The following is a 16,917-nucleotide window of genomic DNA, read 5'->3' as shown; positions in this document are numbered from 1 at the left end:
CCCAAAAATGGCGGTCCTGACGGGATTCGAACCCGCGATCTCCTGCGTGACAGGCAGGCATGTTAACCGCTACACCACAGGACCGCAATTTGAAGTTGTAAACAACTCTTTAAAAAGAAATGGTGGAGGATGACGGGATCGAACCGCCGACCCCCTGCTTGTAAGGCAGGTGCTCTCCCAGCTGAGCTAATCCTCCATATGGTGACCCGTACGGGATTCGAACCCGTGTTACCGCCGTGAAAGGGCGGTGTCTTAACCGCTTGACCAACGGGCCATCTAAGTAATCAATAATTATTCTCAAGAAACATTTTCACATAAGAGGTCTGGCGGAGATGGAGGGATTCGAACCCTCGCACCAGTTTCCCGGCCTACACCCTTAGCAGGGGCGCCCCTTATAGCCACTTGGGTACATCTCCAAAAGAATGGCTCCGCAAGTAGGATTTGAACCTACGACCTACCGGTTAACAGCCGGTTGCTCTACCACTGAGCTATTGCGGAACGTTACGTTCTATTCGGAACACTTTTATATAGTAGCAACTTTTTTTCTTTTCGTCAATGCTTTTTTAAAAAAGTTTTTAGCGACGATAAGTTGTTTAGTTGCTGTCGTTTTGACGACTTCTATAATTTATCATGCTCCGAAATGAACGTCAACTACTTTTGTAAAAAATCTTTCCACGACATCGACCGCACCGGTATCTTTCCGTATTCATGCGTCTTTTCCTTCTATATAATGTGCTGCATTTCTCACATTCATAAAGATAGGATTTTTTTTCGTCTTCTTGTCTTCTCGGACTGTATCGAAGCCCACCGTACCGCTCCAACCATTCCTTAAAGTCTTGATCTTGATGACGATGCCCCATTCCCGCTAGGTGTAAATGGTAATGACACAGTTCATGAATCACGATGCCGCGGAAGACTTTCATGTCATCCATATATCGTTTATTAAAGTCTAAGTGATGATCCCCTAAGAAGTAGCGACCACCCGTCGTCTTCAATCGTGGGTTAAAATAAGCTTCATGTCGAAACGGTAAGGAAAATACGTCGAGCGAAAGCTGCTCGACGTATAGTTGTAATTGTTCGTTCGTCATTCCGGCGGAACCAGTGTCAATCCAATCCGTCCCCGCTCTGGTTCAACATTCGTCACCCATACGGTTACGATATCACCCACAGCAACAACATCAAGCGGATGTTTGACACGCTTACGACTGAGTTTCGAGATATGAATCAATCCATTCTCTTTTACTCCGATATCCACGAATGCACCAAAATCGAGGACATTACGGACTGTTCCTTGGAACTCCATCCCCACTTGGATCATATCCATTGATAGAACATCTTGACGGAGCAACGGCTTATCAAGCGCTTCTCGTGGATCACGACCTGGACGTTGTAACGCTTCGATGATGTCACGTAATGTCGGTTCCCCGATCTCGAGCGTCTGTGCCATCTCTGGTAACGATAGTGTAGACAATTGTTCGCGAACTGCATCTGTTCCGACTTGGTCGAGCATTAACCCTAATGTCTTGAAGAGGTTCTCGACTGTTTTGTACTGTTCCGGATGGATCGGCGTTCGGTCAAGTGGATGCGTCCCTTCTAGAATTCGTAGGAATCCTGCTGCCTGCTCATATGCTTTTGCACCAAGGCGAGGCACTTTTAACAGTTCCTGACGTGCCTTGAACGTTCCGACTTCCAAGCGACGTTCGACGATCTTTTTCGCTGTTGCTTTCGTGATTCCCGCTACATAACTCAAAAGCGGTTCTGACGCTGTATTCACATCAACACCTACCTGGTTGACGACCGTTTCGACAACAAAATCAAGCGTCTCCCTGAGTTTCGTTTGTGAGACATCATGTTGATACTGACCGACACCAACCGATTGTGGATCGACTTTGACGAGTTCAGCAAGTGGATCTTGCAGACGACGTGCAATCGAGATCGCTGATCGTTGTTCGACCTGAAGCTCCGGGAATTCGGTCCGGGCAATCTCTGACGCAGAGTAAATACTCGCGCCTGCCTCGTCCACGATCGTAAAAGCGATATCCGTTTGCCCCTTCATCCAGTCTGCAACGAACGCTTCCGTCTCGCGAGAAGCCGTACCATTACCGATTGCAATCAATTCGATACCATATGTATCGACGAGCTTTGAAAGGGTTTGGCGCGCTTCTTTCGCTTTTTGCTCTGACATCGTCACGTAGATGACACCGACTTCCTTCATCTCACCCGTCGGATCAATGACCGCCCACTTACACCCTGTCCGATAAGCCGGATCAAGACCAAGCATGACTTTTCCTTTCATCGGTGGCTGCATGTAGAGTTGACGGAGGTTCTTACCGAAGACGTCAATCGCCTGAATTTCTGCTTTCTCAGTCAGTTCGTTTCGGATTTCTCGTTCGATAGCAGGGAAGACGGATTTTTTATATCCGGTCGTGATCGCCGCTTCCACGATGTCACGTTTCTTTGGCGCCAGTTGTGCATAGGAACGAAGCAATGTTGGTAAAACCTGCCGCTCCTCTAAAACGACCTTCACCGAGACGATTTTCAACGACTCGGCACGGTTGATCGCGAGAATCCGGTGCGGAACGATCTGTTGAATCCGTTCGTTGTAAGCATAGTACTGTGCAAACACACCTTTTTCATCAACTGCATCCTTTTTCTGTTTTGTAACGATTTCTGCTGAACGACGTATTTGCTTACGAATGAACTCACGCACCGTCGCTTGTTCGCCCCACTCCTCAGCGATGATTGATTGTGCCCCGGCAAGGGCTTCTTCCGAATCGAGTGTACCGCTCAAACGCTGGAATGTTGCCTCATCATAGGCAGACTTGTCGCGTAACCAGTCAGCAAGTGGCGCAAGCCCTGCTTCCCGTGCAATTTCCGCCTTCGTCCGACGTTTTGGTCGAAACGGTAAGTAGATATCTTCGACTTGTTGTAAGGTCGTCGCTTCTTCGAGCGTTCGACGGAGTTCGGGTGTCAGTACGCCTTGTTCCTCGATTTTTTCAAGGACATCACTTCGTCTACTTTCAAGTTGTGTTAATTGTTTATGTCGGTCGAGGATCGCTTTAATCGCGACCTCATCAAGTTCACCTGTCTGTTCTTTCCGGTAGCGGGCGATGAACGGAATCGTACCGCCTTCTTCCGTCAATTGTAAGACTGCCTTCACTTGAGCAGGACGTACATTCAATTCACTTGCGATTCTCTTTTCCATCTGCTTCACCTCTCATTCATTATACCGAAGAATGCATCGAAAAGAAAAAAGACTGACACGAGGTCAGTCTTTTGAAAATACTTCATTTGGTTCGACTTTAATCGCTTCACGCAACTTCTGCAAAGCACGTCGTTGGAGACGGGACACGTGCATTTGTGAAATGCCGAGTAGTTCTCCCGTTTCTTTTTGGCTCATATTGCGATAATAAGCACATTCGAGAATCGAACGCTCACGGTCTGTTAAAACAGCAAATGCTTTTTCGAGAATCAGACGCTGATCGACAGAGTCATAGCCATTCTCTTGATTACCAACGAGGTCGAGTAAGGTAACGGTACTACCTTCCTGATCTGCCTCAATCGAGCTATCGACGGAGAGAGCTTGATAACTCTTACCCATCTCGAGTGTTTCGAGGACTTCCTCTTCTGATACTTCAAGGCGAGCAGCAATCTCATCGATGCGAGGAGAGCGTTGTAGCTCCGTCGTCAACTCTTCAACCGCCTTCTTGATTTTTGGTCCGAGTTCCTTGATGCGACGTGGAACGTGGACGCTCCATGTCTTATCGCGGATGAAACGTTTGATTTCTCCAATGATCGTCGGAACAGCAAACGATTCAAAACTGCGACCAAATTCCTTATCGAATCGGCGAAGTGCTGCGAGTAACCCAATCATTCCGACCTGAACAAGATCGTCATGAATCGGTCGACCACGCGAGAACTTCCGGGCCAAAGCTTCTACCAAGTCTGAATAACGCTCGAGTAATGCCGCATGCACTTCCTCATCTTGGTCGTCCTGCTGATACAAATCAATCAGTCGAAGTACTTCATCATCACTGTGATGGCGTTGTTGAGACTTTGCTGGCACTTTGACCCACCTCATCTCTATTCATATATTTTGTCATATGGACAGTGACGCCGTTCGCTTTCTCGATCGTTACTTGATCCATCAATGCTTCGATCATCAAGATACCGAGTCCTCCTTCATGCAAGGAATCGAGATCGTGTGAATCCGTGATCGGTTCACTTTGGCGTTTGACCTCATCTTTATCAAACGTAATGCCGTTATCTTTGACAACAATCTCTAGACGATCGTCTGGATAAACGTTGCATGTCAATGCGATGCTACCATCTTCTTTTCCTTCATATGCATGTTGAACAGCATTTGCACACGCTTCTGAGACAGCGATTTTGATATCTTCGATGTCATCATACGTGTATCCCATGCGATTTGCGACGCCTGAAACCGTCAAACGAGCAATGGCTACATATTCCGGTTTTGCCGGTAATGTCATGTTTAGTTGTTCGTTCTTCATTGCGTACCACCTCGTACACCACTATCAATTGTAATGATGCTTGAAAGACCAGTGATCTCGAACAGGCGACGGATTCGTTCAGAAACACCGACGAGCGTGAACGACGTACCGTTCTTTTTCGCTGCTTTGAGTGCACCGACAAAAACACCGAGACCTGTTGAATCCATGTAATGTACTTCATCCAAATGCACGATGACGTCATTTGTTTCGACTGCCGGGACTAATTCTTGGCGAAGCTTTGGTGCCGTATACGTATCAATCTCACCTGCGATATAAAGATGCGTCTGACCGTCAAGCTGCTCTGTTTTAATTGTTAAATCCATCTTCAAGTTCCTCCTCAAGGAAAATCTGTCTATGTGGTCTTTCTATTCATCCTACCTCATCCCTTTATAAAAAGGTCACTTGGGTATATTTCCCCGTAAAGAAAACTTTAAAACCCATTTTTTAAAAAAGAGGTCAAAAAAAGTCGCATACGCTAGTATCGACTCTTCTTGTGTTGCGCTTCTATGTAAGTGCCTAAAAATCAACCAAGCCTAAGCTGATTGCAACGGCACTATTTACTTTCATCATCGTGTCTGGATCTAGATGTGTGACTTTATCCGTTAGACGGCGTTTATCAATTGTCCGGATTTGCTCAAGTAAGATGACCGAATCACGTTCTAATCCGTGTCGCTCTCGATATACTTCCACATGGGTCGGTAGTTTGGCTTTGTCGATCTGTGCCGTGATCGCAGCCACGATAACTGTCGGGCTGAATCGGTTACCAATATCATTTTGTAGAACAAGCACGGGACGAACTCCCCCTTGTTCCGATCCGACCACAGGTGACAAATTTGCATAAAACACGTCGCCACGTTTGACTATCAAAGCTTACACCCCGCTTACTTGACGTAGGAGTGAGAACTCCGCCTCCGTTTCAATCTGGAACATTTCGCCAACGATCGATAAATTGATTGCTGCCATTTCTTCGTAACCACGTTTCAATTCCTCACGTAGCTGACGCTTGCGTTCTTCGGTCGTATGGTTCGACTTCATCCCAATCGTCTCCTTCGCTACATTTCGCTCAACAAACTGCATTTCCCGTTGTTGGACCAAGATAATGGCACCTCCAGATTCACTGAAACCTTAACGAACGACTCACTTTCTACTTCAATATATCAGTCGAATTCAGAAAATACAATCAAAATTCAAACAAATAACATATTTTTGCCATCTTATTGATGTCCTGTACGAATCATTGACGCGGAACACGCTTCGAGAATTGGCAAAGAACTTCATAGTTAATCGTCCCGAGCCAGTGGGCCGCCTCTTCAATCGGTGCCCCTTCCCCAATCAAGATGACTTCCGTCCCAATCGGATATTCTCGCGGTAAACGAATCATCAAGCGATCCATGCAGACACGTCCGACGATTTCGCACGGTAGACCGTCTACGATCAGGGAATAACCTTGGAATTTACGTGACCAACCATCTGCGTACCCGATCGGAATGGTCCCGATCCATTCATCGGTCGGCGCTGTATAGGTCGCGCCGTAACTAATCGATTGACCCGGCTCGACTTGTTTGACCTGCATCAGACGACTTTTCAGCGAAAATGCTGGTTTTAAGAACTCGTAATGTCCTGCCATCTCATCAGACGGCATCGCCCCGTATAACGCGATACCGACTCGAACGACGTTGAACGGTGCTTGACCTGCTAGACGGATCGCTGCCGCTGAATTCGCGCAGTGGATGTATCGAATGTCTGGTACATGTGCGACATAGGATAAAAATGTCTCGAGTTGGCGCTCGAACAATCGACTATTCAGCTCATCCGCGGTCGCGAAATGCGTATAGATTCCTTCGAGTTCAATCAGATCATCATCACATTCAACAAGGATTTGTTTCAATTCATCGACATGTTGCAGCCCGAGCCGTCCCATTCCCGTATCGACTTTGATATGCAAACGAAGATGATCAATCTCTGTCAAATGCTGTTTTGCTTCCCGTAGCCAGTCCGCTGAGAAGACCGGAACGGCGACGTCATAATTCGAAGCGACGGGCGCATGCTCCGGCAGTAAGGCTTCAAGCATCAGGATCGGTGCTTGGATGCCCGCTTCTCGTAACTCGATTGCCTCTTCAAGTAACGCAACAGCGAGTAAGTCGGCTCCGTTTTCAAGAGCAATCTCAGCGACTGTCACTGCCCCGTGACCGTAGCCATCCGCTTTGACGACAGCCATCACTTGTTGCTCGCCCATTCGTGTTTTAATTTCGCGTATATTATGCGCGATCGCTTCCCGATCGATTTCAATCCAAGTTGGTCGGTACATCTCATTCCCTCTTCTCTAATAAGACTTGCGCAGACGCATAGTGCTCAGAATGTGTGATCGAGACGTGGATGACGCCATCAAATGGTCCGGTCATGATTGGTCTTCCCGTCTCATCGTTTAAAATTTCGACGTCCTGCCAGGAAACTTCTTTTCCGACACCGGTTCCAAATGCCTTGACGAACGCTTCTTTTGCTACGAAGCGTCCCGCGAGGTACTCGATACGACGGTGTCCTAAGAGCGATTGAAATCGCTCCTGCTCTGCCTTCGTCAAGATTCTTCCCATAAACCGTGGCTGTCGTTCAAGCGTTTGCTCGATTCGATCCAGTTCTACTAAATCGATTCCAATTCCATAAATCATCCGAGACGCCTCCACAGTTCTATTCTTCGCCATCTTCATATAGAATGAAGATGAAGCGAGGTGTTGTCATGTTTAGTCGAACGGAAAACCTACAAACGTTCACACGTTCTTATCCGGTCGTTTCGTTGTTCATTTTAATCCAAGTCGCCCTGTTTGTCATCGAACAGTTGGGTGTGGCCCTTAATCTGACATTCTCTCCTCTAAGTGCAGGGGCATCCATCAATCTCTTAATCGAACAAGGTGAATGGTGGCGTGTCGTCACGGCAACTTTCTTACATTACGATTTTTGGCACATTGCGTTCAATACGTTTGCCCTTGTCATCTTTGCTCCACCTCTCGAGCGAATGATTGGTCATGGTCGATTTGCTGCCTTTTATTTGCTCGTTGGTACGCTTGCGAACATCTTGACGTACTTCACGAAAATCAATGAACCGTTTTATGGACAAGCTGGAGCATCTGGTGCCATTCTTGGTTTGCTTGGTTTTTATGTCTACTTGAGTCGCTTCAAGCGGACGGTCATCATGGCAGACGATACACGCCTTGTGTATATCTTCACTGCGGTCACGGCAGTCTTTACGTTACTTGGGTCGAACGTCGCTGTTTTTGGTCACTTGTACGGTTTCGTCCTCGGATTCCTCTTCGGATTCGTATTTGGTAATCGTGCCGTCCCATTCACACGTCCGTTCCAAACGGGTCGTCGTTCGAGCGGTGGACCTGTCTTTGTAAGCGGTTCTGGTCAATTTGGTCGGATCTTCTTCTATATCATCATCGCGTTTGCCGTACTCGGATTATTCTTCCGCTACTTGTAAAACGGCATACAAAAAGGGACTCACGCTTTTAGTGCGAGTCCCTTTTTTTAGCTTATTTACGAAGCACTTCTGCTAAGTCCTTCACATCGTCAATCAGGTTATGGATTGTTTCCTGATTATCCGTATAGAGTGCTTTCAATTCCTCAAAGCGTCCTTTTGGATCTTGTTTGACGGCAGACAATTGTGTTCCTGCACCACTGAATGTCCGTTTCACTGCCGCGAACTGCGCTTGGCGCGTATCTTTATGCAGTAGTGATAAAGTAGCGCCGACAAGTGCGCCACCAAGTGTTGCTACGACAAAATAGTTCTTCTTCATCTGTTAGTCCCCCTGCATCTCACTCATTTGTTGGTGGTACGATTTGATACCGTTTCATGACGGGAGAAGGCGCGAACGACTTCCCTGCCTCTTCAGCATACTGGTCTACCGTGAGACGTTCAACTGATTTTGCATAACGGGCGCCGTCCCCCGTCTCGTGGAACTGAATCAATAGGACAAGATCCGTTCCTTTCTCGACACGTCCAATCCGAAATGCCTGGAAGCCACTATATTCTGCTCCGATGACTTTCGGATTCGACATGACTTGGTGCACGAATAGATCCCCGCTATTTTTATCTGCCGGAATCGACCAATAGAAGAGACTGCCTTCATTTGAAAAATTCCCACGCGATTCGAGCAACGTGTAGGTATTACCACTTTGAAAAGGCGATTTCGAGTCCATTTCCATCCAGAGGATGGCATCGCCGCTTCCGCTAGCGACACGAATATGAGCATCACGAGAACGAATTTGTTCAACGAACGAACCGCTACCGAATGTAATTGAAAGTTTAGATGGCATCACAGGCCTCCGCAAGTTGAAAGTCTTTTTCCGTCAATCCGTTTTCATCATGAGTCGTCGCCGCAAGTGTAACGTTTTTATAATCGATCACGATTCGTGGATGATGATTCAAGTTTTCAGCAACACTCCCGACTTCCTGTACGAAATCTAATGCTGCGGGAAACGATGGCAGTGTATACGTCCGAACGATTTCATCATCGACGACGCTCCAATCCTGCAACCGCTCTAGGCGCTCTTCCACTTCATATTCATTCAACCTAGCCATCCCTTTCTCCTCCTCTACTATCATTTTCGTCCTATACCTTATACCCCATTCTTTTACTTCTCTATACCTATTTGTATCCGATTTCTTCCTTTTGCCTTCTGTGTGAGATAGAGTACAATGTGAAAGAGAACACTAATTCAAAATCGGAAAGGGGCTAACGCACATGCGCGCTCTGATTGTCATTGATTACACGATCGATTTCGTTGCTGACGAAGGAAAGCTGACTTGTGGAAAACCAGGACAAGCGATTGAAAATCGAATCGCTACGTTAATGGAGGAATTTTCAACGGAGGATTACGTCGTCATCGCCAACGATATTCACGAAGAAGGCGATACGTTCCATCCAGAGACCGTCCTCTTCCCACCGCACAATATCCGCGGAACACATGGACGCGACCTTTTCGGGAAAGTCGCTGCCATGGCACGGGTCGCCGATCACGTCATCGACAAGACGCGTTATAGTGCGTTCGCCGGGACGGACCTCGATTTACGCTTGCGTGAACGGGATATTCGCGAAGTCCACCTCGTCGGTGTCTGTACGGACATCTGTGTCCTTCATACAGCTGTTGATGCCTATAACCTCGGATATCGTATCGTCGTCCATGCAGATGCTGTCGCAAGCTTTAACGCGACAGGTCACGACTGGGCTCTTACACACTTTAAACAATCGATCGGCGCAGAAGTCGTCGGCGAATAAGAAGGGATCTGTCCGTCATGTTACAACGTAATCTTGCACTTCATACCGATCTATATTTACCACGATGGATGTATATCTACTGGAAAGAAGGACGTCATAACGAACGTGCCGTCTTTGATGTCTACTATCGTTCGAATCCGTTCGAAGGAGGCTACGTCGTCTTTGCAGGTCTTGAGAATATCATCGAGTACATCCAAACACTCCGTTTCACGGAAGAAGATATCACGTACTTGCAAGAGATGATTGGTTTTCCGGATGAATTCAAGGATGAACTCCGTCAGTTCAAGTTCAACGGTTCGATTTCAAGTGTCAAAGAAGGTGAGATCGTCTTCCCGAATGAGCCATTGATTCGAATCGAAGCACGAATCTTTGAAGCGAAACTCCTACAAACGGCAATTTTGAACATCGCAAATCACGAGTCGCTCATCGCGACGAAATACGCACGTATCCGCCAATCGGCTCCCCGTGCAAAATTCCTTGAAGCAGGTGCACGTCGCGCCCAAGGGATCGATGCGGCTTATTTCGGAACACGCGCTTCGTATCTGGCTGGTTTTGACGTCACAAGCCTTGCTTCAGCAGGACGCGACTTCGGCATTCCGTGTGGTGGAACGATGGAGCACGCCGACATTCAATTCCACGATGACGAATTGACGGCGTTCCGAACATTTGCTTCCCATTATCCGGATCAAGCGACGTTACTCGTCGATACGTACGATACGCTCAAGAGTGGTCTTCCGAATGCAATCACGGTCGCTAAAGAGTTACAAGCAAAAGGACACAAACTCCGCGGCATCCGAATTGATTCTGGTGACTTATCCTACTTGTCAAAACGCGCCCGCAACATGCTTGACGAAGCCGGCTTCCCAGAAGTCGACATCGTCTTATCAGGTGACCTCGATGAATACGTCATCCAAGACTTACGGATTCAAGGCGCACAAGCCAACACGTTCCTCGTCGGGACACGTGGCATCACGGCTTACGAACAACCAGCTCTCGGAATGGTCTATAAACTCGTCGCGCGTGAAGTAGAGGGCGAACTTATTCCTGTCATTAAAGTATCCTCATCCAAAGCGAAAACGACAACGCCTCATATCAAAGAAGTCTACCGCATCATCGATCCGGTGACAGATAAGTTCAAAGGCGATTACGTCACGTTGATGGATGAAGATCCATCGACACTCGAAGCTGTTGATTTAATCGATGTCCGGGACCCGTCGTTCCGTAACCGCGTCGAGCAATTCAAAGTCGAGCGGTTGCTTGAACCAATCTTTAAAGACGGCGAGTTGATCTACACGGTTCCAACAATCGAAGAGAGCCGCCACTTCCACGAAACACAGATTGGACGTCTGTGGGAAGAATACAAACGCCTTCGTTTGCCAGAAATCTATGCTGTGACCTTTAGCGACCGTCTTTGGAAGTTAAAACTCGACATGATTCGCGATACGCGACTCGCGAGTGGTTTAAAATAAGACACAAAAAAGCGCCGTTCCTCCTCCCTCAGGACGAACGGCGCTTTTTCTCATGTCAATCCTGCTTCGTTTCCGACAGGTGTCATTTCTGTTGGCGCTTGTTCCATCTTCTTACGAAAGTACCACGCGAAGCCAAGTGCACCTCCGATGAAGACGATATACGTTATGCGTTGACCGAATTCGGCTAAGGAATCCGCGTAAAAAATACTGATTAAATGATCACTTCCACTAATGAGTAGCAAACAGGCAATCAGGAGCGCAATGCGATATGCAAGCGTCGGGCGGTCTGTCGGTTCAGCATGCCAATACATGATGATATGGTGGGCAAGCAAAACGATACCCAGGATTCCTAATATTCCAATGAGTACTTGCGGCATAATGAACGATCCTCCTGTTAGTAGTATCTAGTCTTATTTAAACATAGTTCATACGAATTTCGTCAGGAAAAGTTTCCCGTCCCACATTCCGCACGGTATACTGTAGAAAAATCGTAAGCGATCAAGGGAGGGCAATTTTTTCATGAAAACCTTTAAATTATGCACATTACGCATTTTAATGGATGAATCCGGGCGCGATACAACGATTCCTGTCGCCATTCAGGACGGGTTGACGGTCAGCACCGAACAGACAGCACAATGGGTTGCAGAAATCGTCGTACCCTCTAGCGATCAGCCAATCGTCGATGAATTGTTCACAAAACATTTACGTGCTTTAATTGAAATCACGATCTCACGACCTGATAATGATCCTGCTGCGATGATCGTCACGCCCCTTGAACGGACTGCCTTAAGCGAACACGTCTCGTATGTCTTCACCGGTAAGATGGTCATGATGAAGAATGATTTATCCGAATCAATCTTACGCGAAGTCGTCGAGGACGGATTCGCCGGCGAGGAGCTCGTCCAAGAGTACAAGGATCGTCGTTCAAAACGTGGCGCGCATATTACGAGCATTGCGAAGGAAACATTCAAACAGTATTTAGCAGAACATCCGGAAGCACCGATTTCTTAAGGTTTCTCAACTTCATCCGTGATGTGATCCGCTACATTAATTCGATCAATCGTATAGTGATCCGTATAGTGGATATAATTCGCACACGCGTTTTTTAACGGTGTCCGGTAACTGAACGTCTCATCAATCGATGATAAGGCTGCCTTGATCGTATGTGAATGACAAACGATTAAGATGCGTTTGCCCTCATGCACTCGCGTCACTTCCTGTAACGCTTCGAACACGCGGTCCTGAATCGCTTGTTCCGTCTCAAGACCCGGAACGAGGTTCGTATCGTTCGCTTGAACCGCTTCATAAATCGCTGCGACCGGCTCACCGGAAGCTGCACCAAACTCGCGTTCAACGAGTCGGTCATCCGTCGCTGTGATCGTCAATCCGACAGCACGACCGATGATTTCAGCTGTCTCAACGGCACGCGATAACGGGCTTGCTAATAAGACATCCCACTCCTCATTTGCTAGATAAGCGGCGCTTAGCTCCGCTTGTCTTCTTCCTGTTGCATTCAATGGAATATCTTCTCTTCCTTGGATCCGTTCATTTAAGTTCCAATCCGTCTGACCATGCCGCACTAAACAAATTTCAGTCATGTCTCTGTCTCCTTCATTCAAGAAATATGACTGATTGTATCATGTTTTTCACTTGAAAGTTGTCGCGGTGGCAATAACAACACCTGACAGGTGAATCGTTCAATTCGTTCGAGCAGTCGCTCAATCTTTAATGGATTTTCGGTCTGTGCAAAACTAGCAAGTGAGTGGGTACCATTCGGAAAAGAAAACAAACGGACATCCGCTCCTACATCGGCTCCCTTCTCAACGAAATGGAGCGCTTGTGAAAAGGGAACGATTGGATCTTTTTTGCCATGCAGGAGCATGATTGGTGGGGCGTCTGATGAGAGATGCGTCACGGGTGAAACGTGGGTCATAAGTTTGCGCCATTCTTCCCGTCCACCTTTATAAAACTTAATGTGAGCGATCCAAGTCTGAATGAAATTAAACAATAAAAAATTCGTCGGTGGATATAAAGCGATGACACCACTGATCAATGGCATGTGTCCTTCATCGCGCTCCCCGACGAAAGCAGTTGGAGCAAGTGCCGTCGTCAGCATAAGTGCAGCTCCGGCTGAGTCTCCCCATACCATCATTCGTCCTCTTAGAATACGGAGATCCTCTGCTTCCTTGTTTAAAAAGCATAGCGCATCCCGTACATCCTCCAAGTTATCCGGAAAATAACTGCCGTCTTCGAACAAACGATAATCGATACTACAAACGGCAACTCCGAGTTCAAGTAGGCGATCAACGATTGGGCTAAAGCAGAACATGTCCTCGCGCTCACCACGAACGAATGCGCCACCATGCGCGTAGATTGCGACCGGAAACGGTCCTTCTCCTGGCGGATAATAGAGATCGAGTTGTAAGGTGCGGTCTCCCACTTGTTTGTAGGTGAGCGTCCGCGGTGCGAGTTGTTTTTCTGTGAGTGGCAAGGCGGGTTCAGTCCATCGAAGCAGTGCCCCATAATTGTTCCAAATGCTTGCTCCCGCTGCTGCCGTCGTCAATAATGCAGCTCCCCCCATTAGCCATGCAGTTTCACGTTTCACTTGATCACCTCCAATAAGACGTACCAGTTTCTTCACTTTATTACTCTTTTACCCCGTTTTAAAAGAAGTCGAACGTCTCGGTATTCCTACTTGACGCCTCCCGTACGTTCCGCTATAGTGAAAAAGTCCAAATCGGAACAATTACGTTTTAAAAACGGAGGTAACACATAATGAAAAAAGTCATTCCCGCTCTAACGGTCGCATTTGCGAGTGCAAGTCTCCTCGCAGCTTGCGGCTCAAACAGCGATTCGTCGACTTCAAATAACAAACAGACAGAAGTTTATACATCAACGTTCGCAACCGCTGCTATTGCTCGTGAAATCGGCGGTGATCAAGTCAGCGTCAAGATGATCGTCCCACCTGGAGCAGACCCTCACTCTTATGAACCCACCTCAAAGCAACTCACTGAAATCGCTAAAGGTGACCTATTCCTCTTGACAGGTACGACACTCGAACCGTATTCGAAAAAAATCCAAGAGAGCTTAAAAGGCACGGACGTCCGTTTCATTGAGACGAGTAAAGACGTTACCTTACTAGAATCGGATGCTACGCTTCACGCTCATGAAGAAGAAGGACATGATGATCACGCAACGGATGAACATGCGCATGAAGAAGAAGGACATGATCATGGAAAATATGATCCACACGTCTGGCTCGATCCTATCAACGCGAAAGCAATGGCACGTTCGATTACAATTGCTCTATCAAAAGAAGCACCAAAAGATAAAGCAACATTCGAGAAAAACTTAGAAGCCTTCGACCAACAAGCTGATGAGTTAGACGAACAATTCAAGCAAGCCGTCGCTGACGGATCGAAAAAAGAATTGCTTGTCACGCATGCCGCTTATGGTTATCTTGCAGAACGGTACGGATTTACGCAACTTCCAATCGCCGGAATTTCTCCTTCCGATGAACCCTCACAAAAGCAACTGGCTGCTTTAGTGAAAGAAGCACGCATGCATGATTTGAAATATATCGCATTCGAAGAGACTGTTTCCCCGAAGGTCGCGCGCGTCATCCAAAAAGAAATCGGAGCTGAATCCGTGACGATTCATAACCTAGAGTCGGTCACGAAAACGCAACAAAACAGTTCTTATTTCAAATTGATGGAAGAAAACGTCCAGACATTGAAACAAGCACTTCAGTAAAGTACAGTTGACACGCGTTACTCAATGCGGTACGGTAAGAAACGTGTTTTACAACAATTGAATGACTTCTTTTTATCGCGAGAAACGGAGGGACTGGCCCGATGATGTTTCGGCAGCGGACGATTTGATTCGTACTGTGCCAAATCCAGCAAGCGAAAGCTTGAGAGATAAGAAGAGCGTCTTTATTTTATAAAGACCTCCTTCTTTCTTGCGAAGGGGTCTTTTTTTGTATTTTTGAGAAACGAGGTGTCAACAATGAATGAAACGATTACGCCTAACAAATGGGCACTGCTTCCTCTCGTCGTATTCCTGGTCCTCTTTATCGGTGCCGGAATCTTTTATGACGACTTTTACAAATTCCCGATTCTTATCGCCGCTTTGATCGCTTTAATCTTTGCTGCAATCACAACGAAAGGGAGTATCAACCAGACCGTCGAACGGATTGCGACTGGTGCCGGGAATCCTGATATCATGATCATGGTCTTCATCTTCTTATTAGCCGGTACGTTTTCTGGTACTGCAGAAGCGATCGGTGCAATCGATGCAACCGTTAATGCTGCCTTGACGTTCTTGCCTCCCTCGCTCCTCATGAGTGGTCTGTTCATCATCGCCGCCTTCATTTCGATGGCAATGGGAACATCAACTGGAACGATTGCTGCACTTGCTCCCATCGCCTTCGGTATTCATGAAGCGACAGGTATCAATGTTGCCATCGCAGCGGCAGCTGTCGTTGGTGGATCGATGTTCGGAGATAACTTGTCATTCATTTCCGATACGACGATTGCTGCCGTTCGGACACAAAAAACGAACATGCGCGATAAATTCCGAACGAACTTCATGATCGTTCTCCCGGCTGCCATCTTGACGGTCATCCTACTCGCATTCGTGTCTGGTTCTGGTGACGTCGTCGAAGCAAAAGCATTCGAGTTCTATAAATTGATTCCGTACCTTGCCGTCATCGTACTAGCGATCTTTGGCGTCAACGTCATTCTTGTTCTCATCGGTGGTACGTTACTCACCGGCATCATCGGTATGATCGACGGTAGCTTCGACTTAAGTGGATTCGTCCTCTCGATGTCCGAAGGGATGTTAGGAATGGCTGAGATTTCAATTTTGACACTCCTCATGGGTGGTCTCGTCAGCTTGATTACGTTCAACGGCGGAATTGCTTTCTTAAAAGAGACGCTGACACGCAAGATTTCACAACGTCGTGGTGCTGAATTCAGTATGGCAGCACTCGTTAGCGCAACAAACCTTGCGACGGCAAACAATACGATCTCGATTTTGGTCGCTGGACCACTAGCAGCTGAAATAGCAGATACGTATGAAGTTGATCGTAAGAAATCGGCGAGTATCCTCGATATCTTCTCTTGTGGTATTCAAGGCATCATCCCGTATGGAGCACAGCTTTTGATTGCAGCGGAGTTGACGAAGACAGCTTCTCCTGAACTGATTCCGTATCTGTTCTATCCGTTCCTACTCTTCATTTGTGGATCAATCGCCATCTTCTTCGGATTCCCACGCATGAAAAAGACATCGACGAAGCAAGAAAAAATTTCTTCTTAATCGACAACAGGTCCGATCGTCATGATCGGACCTGTTTTTATTATTTTTTCTGCTTTGCTTGTCTTTCTAAAATCAAATAGGCGATTGCCGGAAGTGGAAATTGAACGAGTCCAGCTCCTCCCCAAACCCATGGATTACGTCCTGACTTTCGAGCACTGAGAAACAGACTAACTGCTTGTGTGACCAACAAGGCACCAATACTGAGCCAAGCTCCCTTTGATAACTTTTTATTCTTTTGAGCCATCTTTTCTCCCCCTCTTTCTGACATACGGTCAGATTTTATGAATTCTCTTCTATTTTACCGCATTCTATTTCTCCATGAGCATGGAAACGGACGTCTTC

22 protein-coding genes, 6 tRNA genes and 1 riboswitch (1 of these 29 cut by a window edge) are annotated in these 16,917 nt (G+C 47.0%); of the genes, 6 read left to right on the top strand and 22 right to left on the bottom strand.

The window, feature by feature from the left end; translation table 11 throughout:
• From ACV3PA_RS03900 to acpS, 15 genes are all read right to left on the bottom strand, one after another.
• Window positions 1-4, bottom strand: a tRNA-Gln gene (locus ACV3PA_RS03900) (it extends 68 nt beyond the left edge of the window).
• A gap of 4 nt (window positions 5-8) precedes the next feature.
• Window positions 9-84: transfer RNA gene (locus ACV3PA_RS03895), tRNA-Asp, on the bottom strand.
• A gap of 36 nt (window positions 85-120) precedes the next feature.
• A tRNA-Val gene (locus tag ACV3PA_RS03890) sits at window positions 121-196 on the bottom strand.
• Window positions 197-199: 3 nt separating this feature from the next.
• Window positions 200-274: transfer RNA gene (locus ACV3PA_RS03885), tRNA-Glu, on the bottom strand.
• A gap of 50 nt (window positions 275-324) precedes the next feature.
• Window positions 325-416, bottom strand: a tRNA-Ser gene (locus ACV3PA_RS03880).
• 7 nt (window positions 417-423) lie between these two features.
• A tRNA-Asn gene (locus tag ACV3PA_RS03875) sits at window positions 424-498 on the bottom strand.
• Window positions 499-647: 149 nt separating this feature from the next.
• Window positions 648-1,088, bottom strand: coding sequence for a SprT family protein (locus ACV3PA_RS03870; RefSeq protein WP_456125664.1), 441 nt, complete (start codon window positions 1,086-1,088; stop codon window positions 648-650).
• Window positions 1,085-3,205 (bottom strand): Tex family protein, encoded by a 2,121-nt coding sequence (locus ACV3PA_RS03865; RefSeq protein WP_456125663.1) that lies wholly within the window; start codon window positions 3,203-3,205, stop codon window positions 1,085-1,087. Before ACV3PA_RS03865 ends, ACV3PA_RS03870 begins: the two co-directional genes overlap by 4 nt.
• A 63-nt stretch (window positions 3,206-3,268) precedes the next feature.
• Window positions 3,269-4,066, bottom strand: a complete 798-nt coding sequence (sigB, locus tag ACV3PA_RS03860) for an RNA polymerase sigma factor SigB (protein WP_023469620.1) — start codon at window positions 4,064-4,066, stop codon at window positions 3,269-3,271.
• Complete coding sequence (gene rsbW / locus ACV3PA_RS03855) at window positions 4,032-4,514, bottom strand: anti-sigma B factor RsbW (RefSeq protein WP_050679021.1); 483 nt, start codon at window positions 4,512-4,514, stop codon at window positions 4,032-4,034. The genes sigB and rsbW overlap by 35 nt, the downstream gene beginning before the upstream one ends.
• A complete protein-coding gene (locus ACV3PA_RS03850; protein WP_029342841.1) occupies window positions 4,511-4,837 on the bottom strand; it encodes an STAS domain-containing protein in 327 nt (108 codons plus the stop codon). Before ACV3PA_RS03850 ends, rsbW begins: the two co-directional genes overlap by 4 nt.
• A gap of 193 nt (window positions 4,838-5,030) precedes the next feature.
• Complete coding sequence (locus ACV3PA_RS03845; RefSeq protein WP_023469623.1) at window positions 5,031-5,381, bottom strand: type II toxin-antitoxin system PemK/MazF family toxin; 351 nt, start codon at window positions 5,379-5,381, stop codon at window positions 5,031-5,033.
• Between the two features lie 3 nt (window positions 5,382-5,384).
• Window positions 5,385-5,609, bottom strand: a complete 225-nt coding sequence (locus tag ACV3PA_RS03840; protein WP_023469624.1) for a hypothetical protein — start codon at window positions 5,607-5,609, stop codon at window positions 5,385-5,387.
• 139 nt (window positions 5,610-5,748) lie between these two features.
• Window positions 5,749-6,822 (bottom strand): alanine racemase, encoded by a 1,074-nt coding sequence (alr, locus tag ACV3PA_RS03835; RefSeq protein WP_053452169.1) that lies wholly within the window; start codon window positions 6,820-6,822, stop codon window positions 5,749-5,751.
• 1 nt (window position 6,823) lies between these two features.
• Window positions 6,824-7,180 carry a holo-ACP synthase gene (gene acpS / locus ACV3PA_RS03830; protein WP_053452168.1) on the bottom strand — a complete coding sequence of 119 codons (357 nt, stop codon included), beginning with the start codon at window positions 7,178-7,180 and terminating at the stop codon, window positions 6,824-6,826.
• Between the two features lie 68 nt (window positions 7,181-7,248).
• On the opposite strand from acpS, the gene ACV3PA_RS03825 reads away from it, so the two are divergent.
• On the top strand, window positions 7,249-7,989 hold the full coding sequence (locus ACV3PA_RS03825; protein ID WP_053452167.1) for a rhomboid family intramembrane serine protease: 741 nt from the start codon (window positions 7,249-7,251) through the stop codon (window positions 7,987-7,989).
• A 52-nt stretch (window positions 7,990-8,041) separates the two neighbouring features.
• Here the strand turns inward: ACV3PA_RS03825 and ACV3PA_RS03820 are convergent, their stop codons facing one another.
• From ACV3PA_RS03820 to ACV3PA_RS03810, 3 genes are read right to left on the bottom strand one after another with little or no spacing between them, the layout of a single operon-like run.
• A complete protein-coding gene (locus ACV3PA_RS03820) occupies window positions 8,042-8,305 on the bottom strand; it encodes a hypothetical protein (RefSeq protein ID WP_023469628.1) in 264 nt (87 codons plus the stop codon).
• 19 nt (window positions 8,306-8,324) lie between these two features.
• Complete coding sequence (locus tag ACV3PA_RS03815; protein WP_456125662.1) at window positions 8,325-8,825, bottom strand: hypothetical protein; 501 nt, start codon at window positions 8,823-8,825, stop codon at window positions 8,325-8,327.
• Window positions 8,815-9,090: a 4a-hydroxytetrahydrobiopterin dehydratase gene (locus tag ACV3PA_RS03810; protein ID WP_238238090.1), complete on the bottom strand. Its 276-nt coding sequence runs from the start codon at window positions 9,088-9,090 to the stop codon at window positions 8,815-8,817. Before ACV3PA_RS03810 ends, ACV3PA_RS03815 begins: the two co-directional genes overlap by 11 nt.
• Before the next feature lie 163 nt (window positions 9,091-9,253).
• Between ACV3PA_RS03810 and ACV3PA_RS03805 the strand changes: the two genes are divergently transcribed.
• Both ACV3PA_RS03805 and ACV3PA_RS03800 read left to right on the top strand, forming a co-directional pair.
• Window positions 9,254-9,787: a cysteine hydrolase family protein gene (locus ACV3PA_RS03805; RefSeq protein ID WP_456125661.1), complete on the top strand. Its 534-nt coding sequence runs from the start codon at window positions 9,254-9,256 to the stop codon at window positions 9,785-9,787.
• Window positions 9,788-9,804: 17 nt separating this feature from the next.
• On the top strand, window positions 9,805-11,256 hold the full coding sequence (locus tag ACV3PA_RS03800; protein ID WP_053452163.1) for a nicotinate phosphoribosyltransferase: 1,452 nt from the start codon (window positions 9,805-9,807) through the stop codon (window positions 11,254-11,256).
• Window positions 11,257-11,306: 50 nt separating this feature from the next.
• Here the strand turns inward: ACV3PA_RS03800 and ACV3PA_RS03795 are convergent, their stop codons facing one another.
• Window positions 11,307-11,633, bottom strand: a complete 327-nt coding sequence (locus ACV3PA_RS03795; RefSeq protein WP_029342848.1) for a hypothetical protein — start codon at window positions 11,631-11,633, stop codon at window positions 11,307-11,309.
• Between the two features lie 142 nt (window positions 11,634-11,775).
• On the opposite strand from ACV3PA_RS03795, the gene ACV3PA_RS03790 reads away from it, so the two are divergent.
• Window positions 11,776-12,267, top strand: a complete 492-nt coding sequence (locus ACV3PA_RS03790; protein ID WP_053452162.1) for a YwpF family protein — start codon at window positions 11,776-11,778, stop codon at window positions 12,265-12,267.
• On the opposite strand, the gene ACV3PA_RS03785 is transcribed toward ACV3PA_RS03790, so the two are convergent.
• The gene (locus ACV3PA_RS03785; RefSeq protein WP_053452161.1) at window positions 12,264-12,854 is read right to left on the bottom strand and encodes a histidine phosphatase family protein; all 591 of its coding nucleotides are present in this window, start codon (window positions 12,852-12,854) and stop codon (window positions 12,264-12,266) included. The two genes, ACV3PA_RS03790 and ACV3PA_RS03785, sit on opposite strands and share 4 nt — an antisense overlap.
• Before the next feature lie 17 nt (window positions 12,855-12,871).
• On the bottom strand, window positions 12,872-13,861 hold the full coding sequence (locus ACV3PA_RS03780) for an alpha/beta hydrolase (RefSeq protein WP_053452160.1): 990 nt from the start codon (window positions 13,859-13,861) through the stop codon (window positions 12,872-12,874).
• A 170-nt stretch (window positions 13,862-14,031) separates the two neighbouring features.
• Here ACV3PA_RS03780 and ACV3PA_RS03775 point away from each other — a divergent pair, with 170 nt between their 5' ends.
• Window positions 14,032-15,009, top strand: coding sequence for a metal ABC transporter solute-binding protein, Zn/Mn family (locus ACV3PA_RS03775; RefSeq protein WP_053452159.1), 978 nt, complete (start codon window positions 14,032-14,034; stop codon window positions 15,007-15,009).
• Between the two features lie 69 nt (window positions 15,010-15,078).
• Window positions 15,079-15,183, top strand: a riboswitch (SAM riboswitch).
• 81 nt (window positions 15,184-15,264) lie between these two features.
• A complete protein-coding gene (locus ACV3PA_RS03770; protein ID WP_456125660.1) occupies window positions 15,265-16,575 on the top strand; it encodes a Na+/H+ antiporter NhaC family protein in 1,311 nt (436 codons plus the stop codon).
• 40 nt (window positions 16,576-16,615) lie between these two features.
• Here the strand turns inward: ACV3PA_RS03770 and ACV3PA_RS03765 are convergent, their stop codons facing one another.
• On the bottom strand, window positions 16,616-16,819 hold the full coding sequence (locus ACV3PA_RS03765; protein ID WP_053452157.1) for a hypothetical protein: 204 nt from the start codon (window positions 16,817-16,819) through the stop codon (window positions 16,616-16,618).
• Between the last annotated feature and the right edge of the window lie 98 nt (window positions 16,820-16,917).

This window comes from Exiguobacterium sp. EA-TM-5 (assembly GCF_053878415.1).
Note: the sequence above shows the minus strand (reverse complement) of the source record. Positions and strands in the feature narration are given on the sequence as shown.

What these genes read in the sequence shown, in the direction of transcription:
- ACV3PA_RS03765 (WP_053452157.1), bottom strand. Translation starts at nt 16,819, where the DNA reads ATGGCTCAAAAGAATAAAAAGTTATCAAAGGGAGCTTGGCTCAGTATT.
- rsbW (WP_050679021.1), bottom strand. Translation starts at nt 4,514, where the DNA reads ATGAAGAACGAACAACTAAACATGACATTACCGGCAAAACCGGAATAT.
- ACV3PA_RS03800 (WP_053452163.1), top strand. Translation starts at nt 9,805, where the DNA reads ATGTTACAACGTAATCTTGCACTTCATACCGATCTATATTTACCACGA.
- ACV3PA_RS03770 (WP_456125660.1), top strand. Translation starts at nt 15,265, where the DNA reads ATGAATGAAACGATTACGCCTAACAAATGGGCACTGCTTCCTCTCGTC.
- ACV3PA_RS03820 (WP_023469628.1), bottom strand. Translation starts at nt 8,305, where the DNA reads ATGAAGAAGAACTATTTTGTCGTAGCAACACTTGGTGGCGCACTTGTC.
- acpS (WP_053452168.1), bottom strand. Translation starts at nt 7,180, where the DNA reads ATGATTTATGGAATTGGAATCGATTTAGTAGAACTGGATCGAATCGAG.
- ACV3PA_RS03810 (WP_238238090.1), bottom strand. Translation starts at nt 9,090, where the DNA reads ATGGCTAGGTTGAATGAATATGAAGTGGAAGAGCGCCTAGAGCGGTTG.
- ACV3PA_RS03775 (WP_053452159.1), top strand. Translation starts at nt 14,032, where the DNA reads ATGAAAAAAGTCATTCCCGCTCTAACGGTCGCATTTGCGAGTGCAAGT.
- ACV3PA_RS03795 (WP_029342848.1), bottom strand. Translation starts at nt 11,633, where the DNA reads ATGCCGCAAGTACTCATTGGAATATTAGGAATCCTGGGTATCGTTTTG.
- alr (WP_053452169.1), bottom strand. Translation starts at nt 6,822, where the DNA reads ATGTACCGACCAACTTGGATTGAAATCGATCGGGAAGCGATCGCGCAT.
- ACV3PA_RS03870 (WP_456125664.1), bottom strand. Translation starts at nt 1,088, where the DNA reads ATGACGAACGAACAATTACAACTATACGTCGAGCAGCTTTCGCTCGAC.
- ACV3PA_RS03805 (WP_456125661.1), top strand. Translation starts at nt 9,254, where the DNA reads ATGCGCGCTCTGATTGTCATTGATTACACGATCGATTTCGTTGCTGAC.
- ACV3PA_RS03850 (WP_029342841.1), bottom strand. Translation starts at nt 4,837, where the DNA reads ATGGATTTAACAATTAAAACAGAGCAGCTTGACGGTCAGACGCATCTT.
- ACV3PA_RS03790 (WP_053452162.1), top strand. Translation starts at nt 11,776, where the DNA reads ATGAAAACCTTTAAATTATGCACATTACGCATTTTAATGGATGAATCC.
- ACV3PA_RS03865 (WP_456125663.1), bottom strand. Translation starts at nt 3,205, where the DNA reads ATGGAAAAGAGAATCGCAAGTGAATTGAATGTACGTCCTGCTCAAGTG.
- ACV3PA_RS03815 (WP_456125662.1), bottom strand. Translation starts at nt 8,825, where the DNA reads ATGCCATCTAAACTTTCAATTACATTCGGTAGCGGTTCGTTCGTTGAA.
- ACV3PA_RS03785 (WP_053452161.1), bottom strand. Translation starts at nt 12,854, where the DNA reads ATGACTGAAATTTGTTTAGTGCGGCATGGTCAGACGGATTGGAACTTA.
- ACV3PA_RS03825 (WP_053452167.1), top strand. Translation starts at nt 7,249, where the DNA reads ATGTTTAGTCGAACGGAAAACCTACAAACGTTCACACGTTCTTATCCG.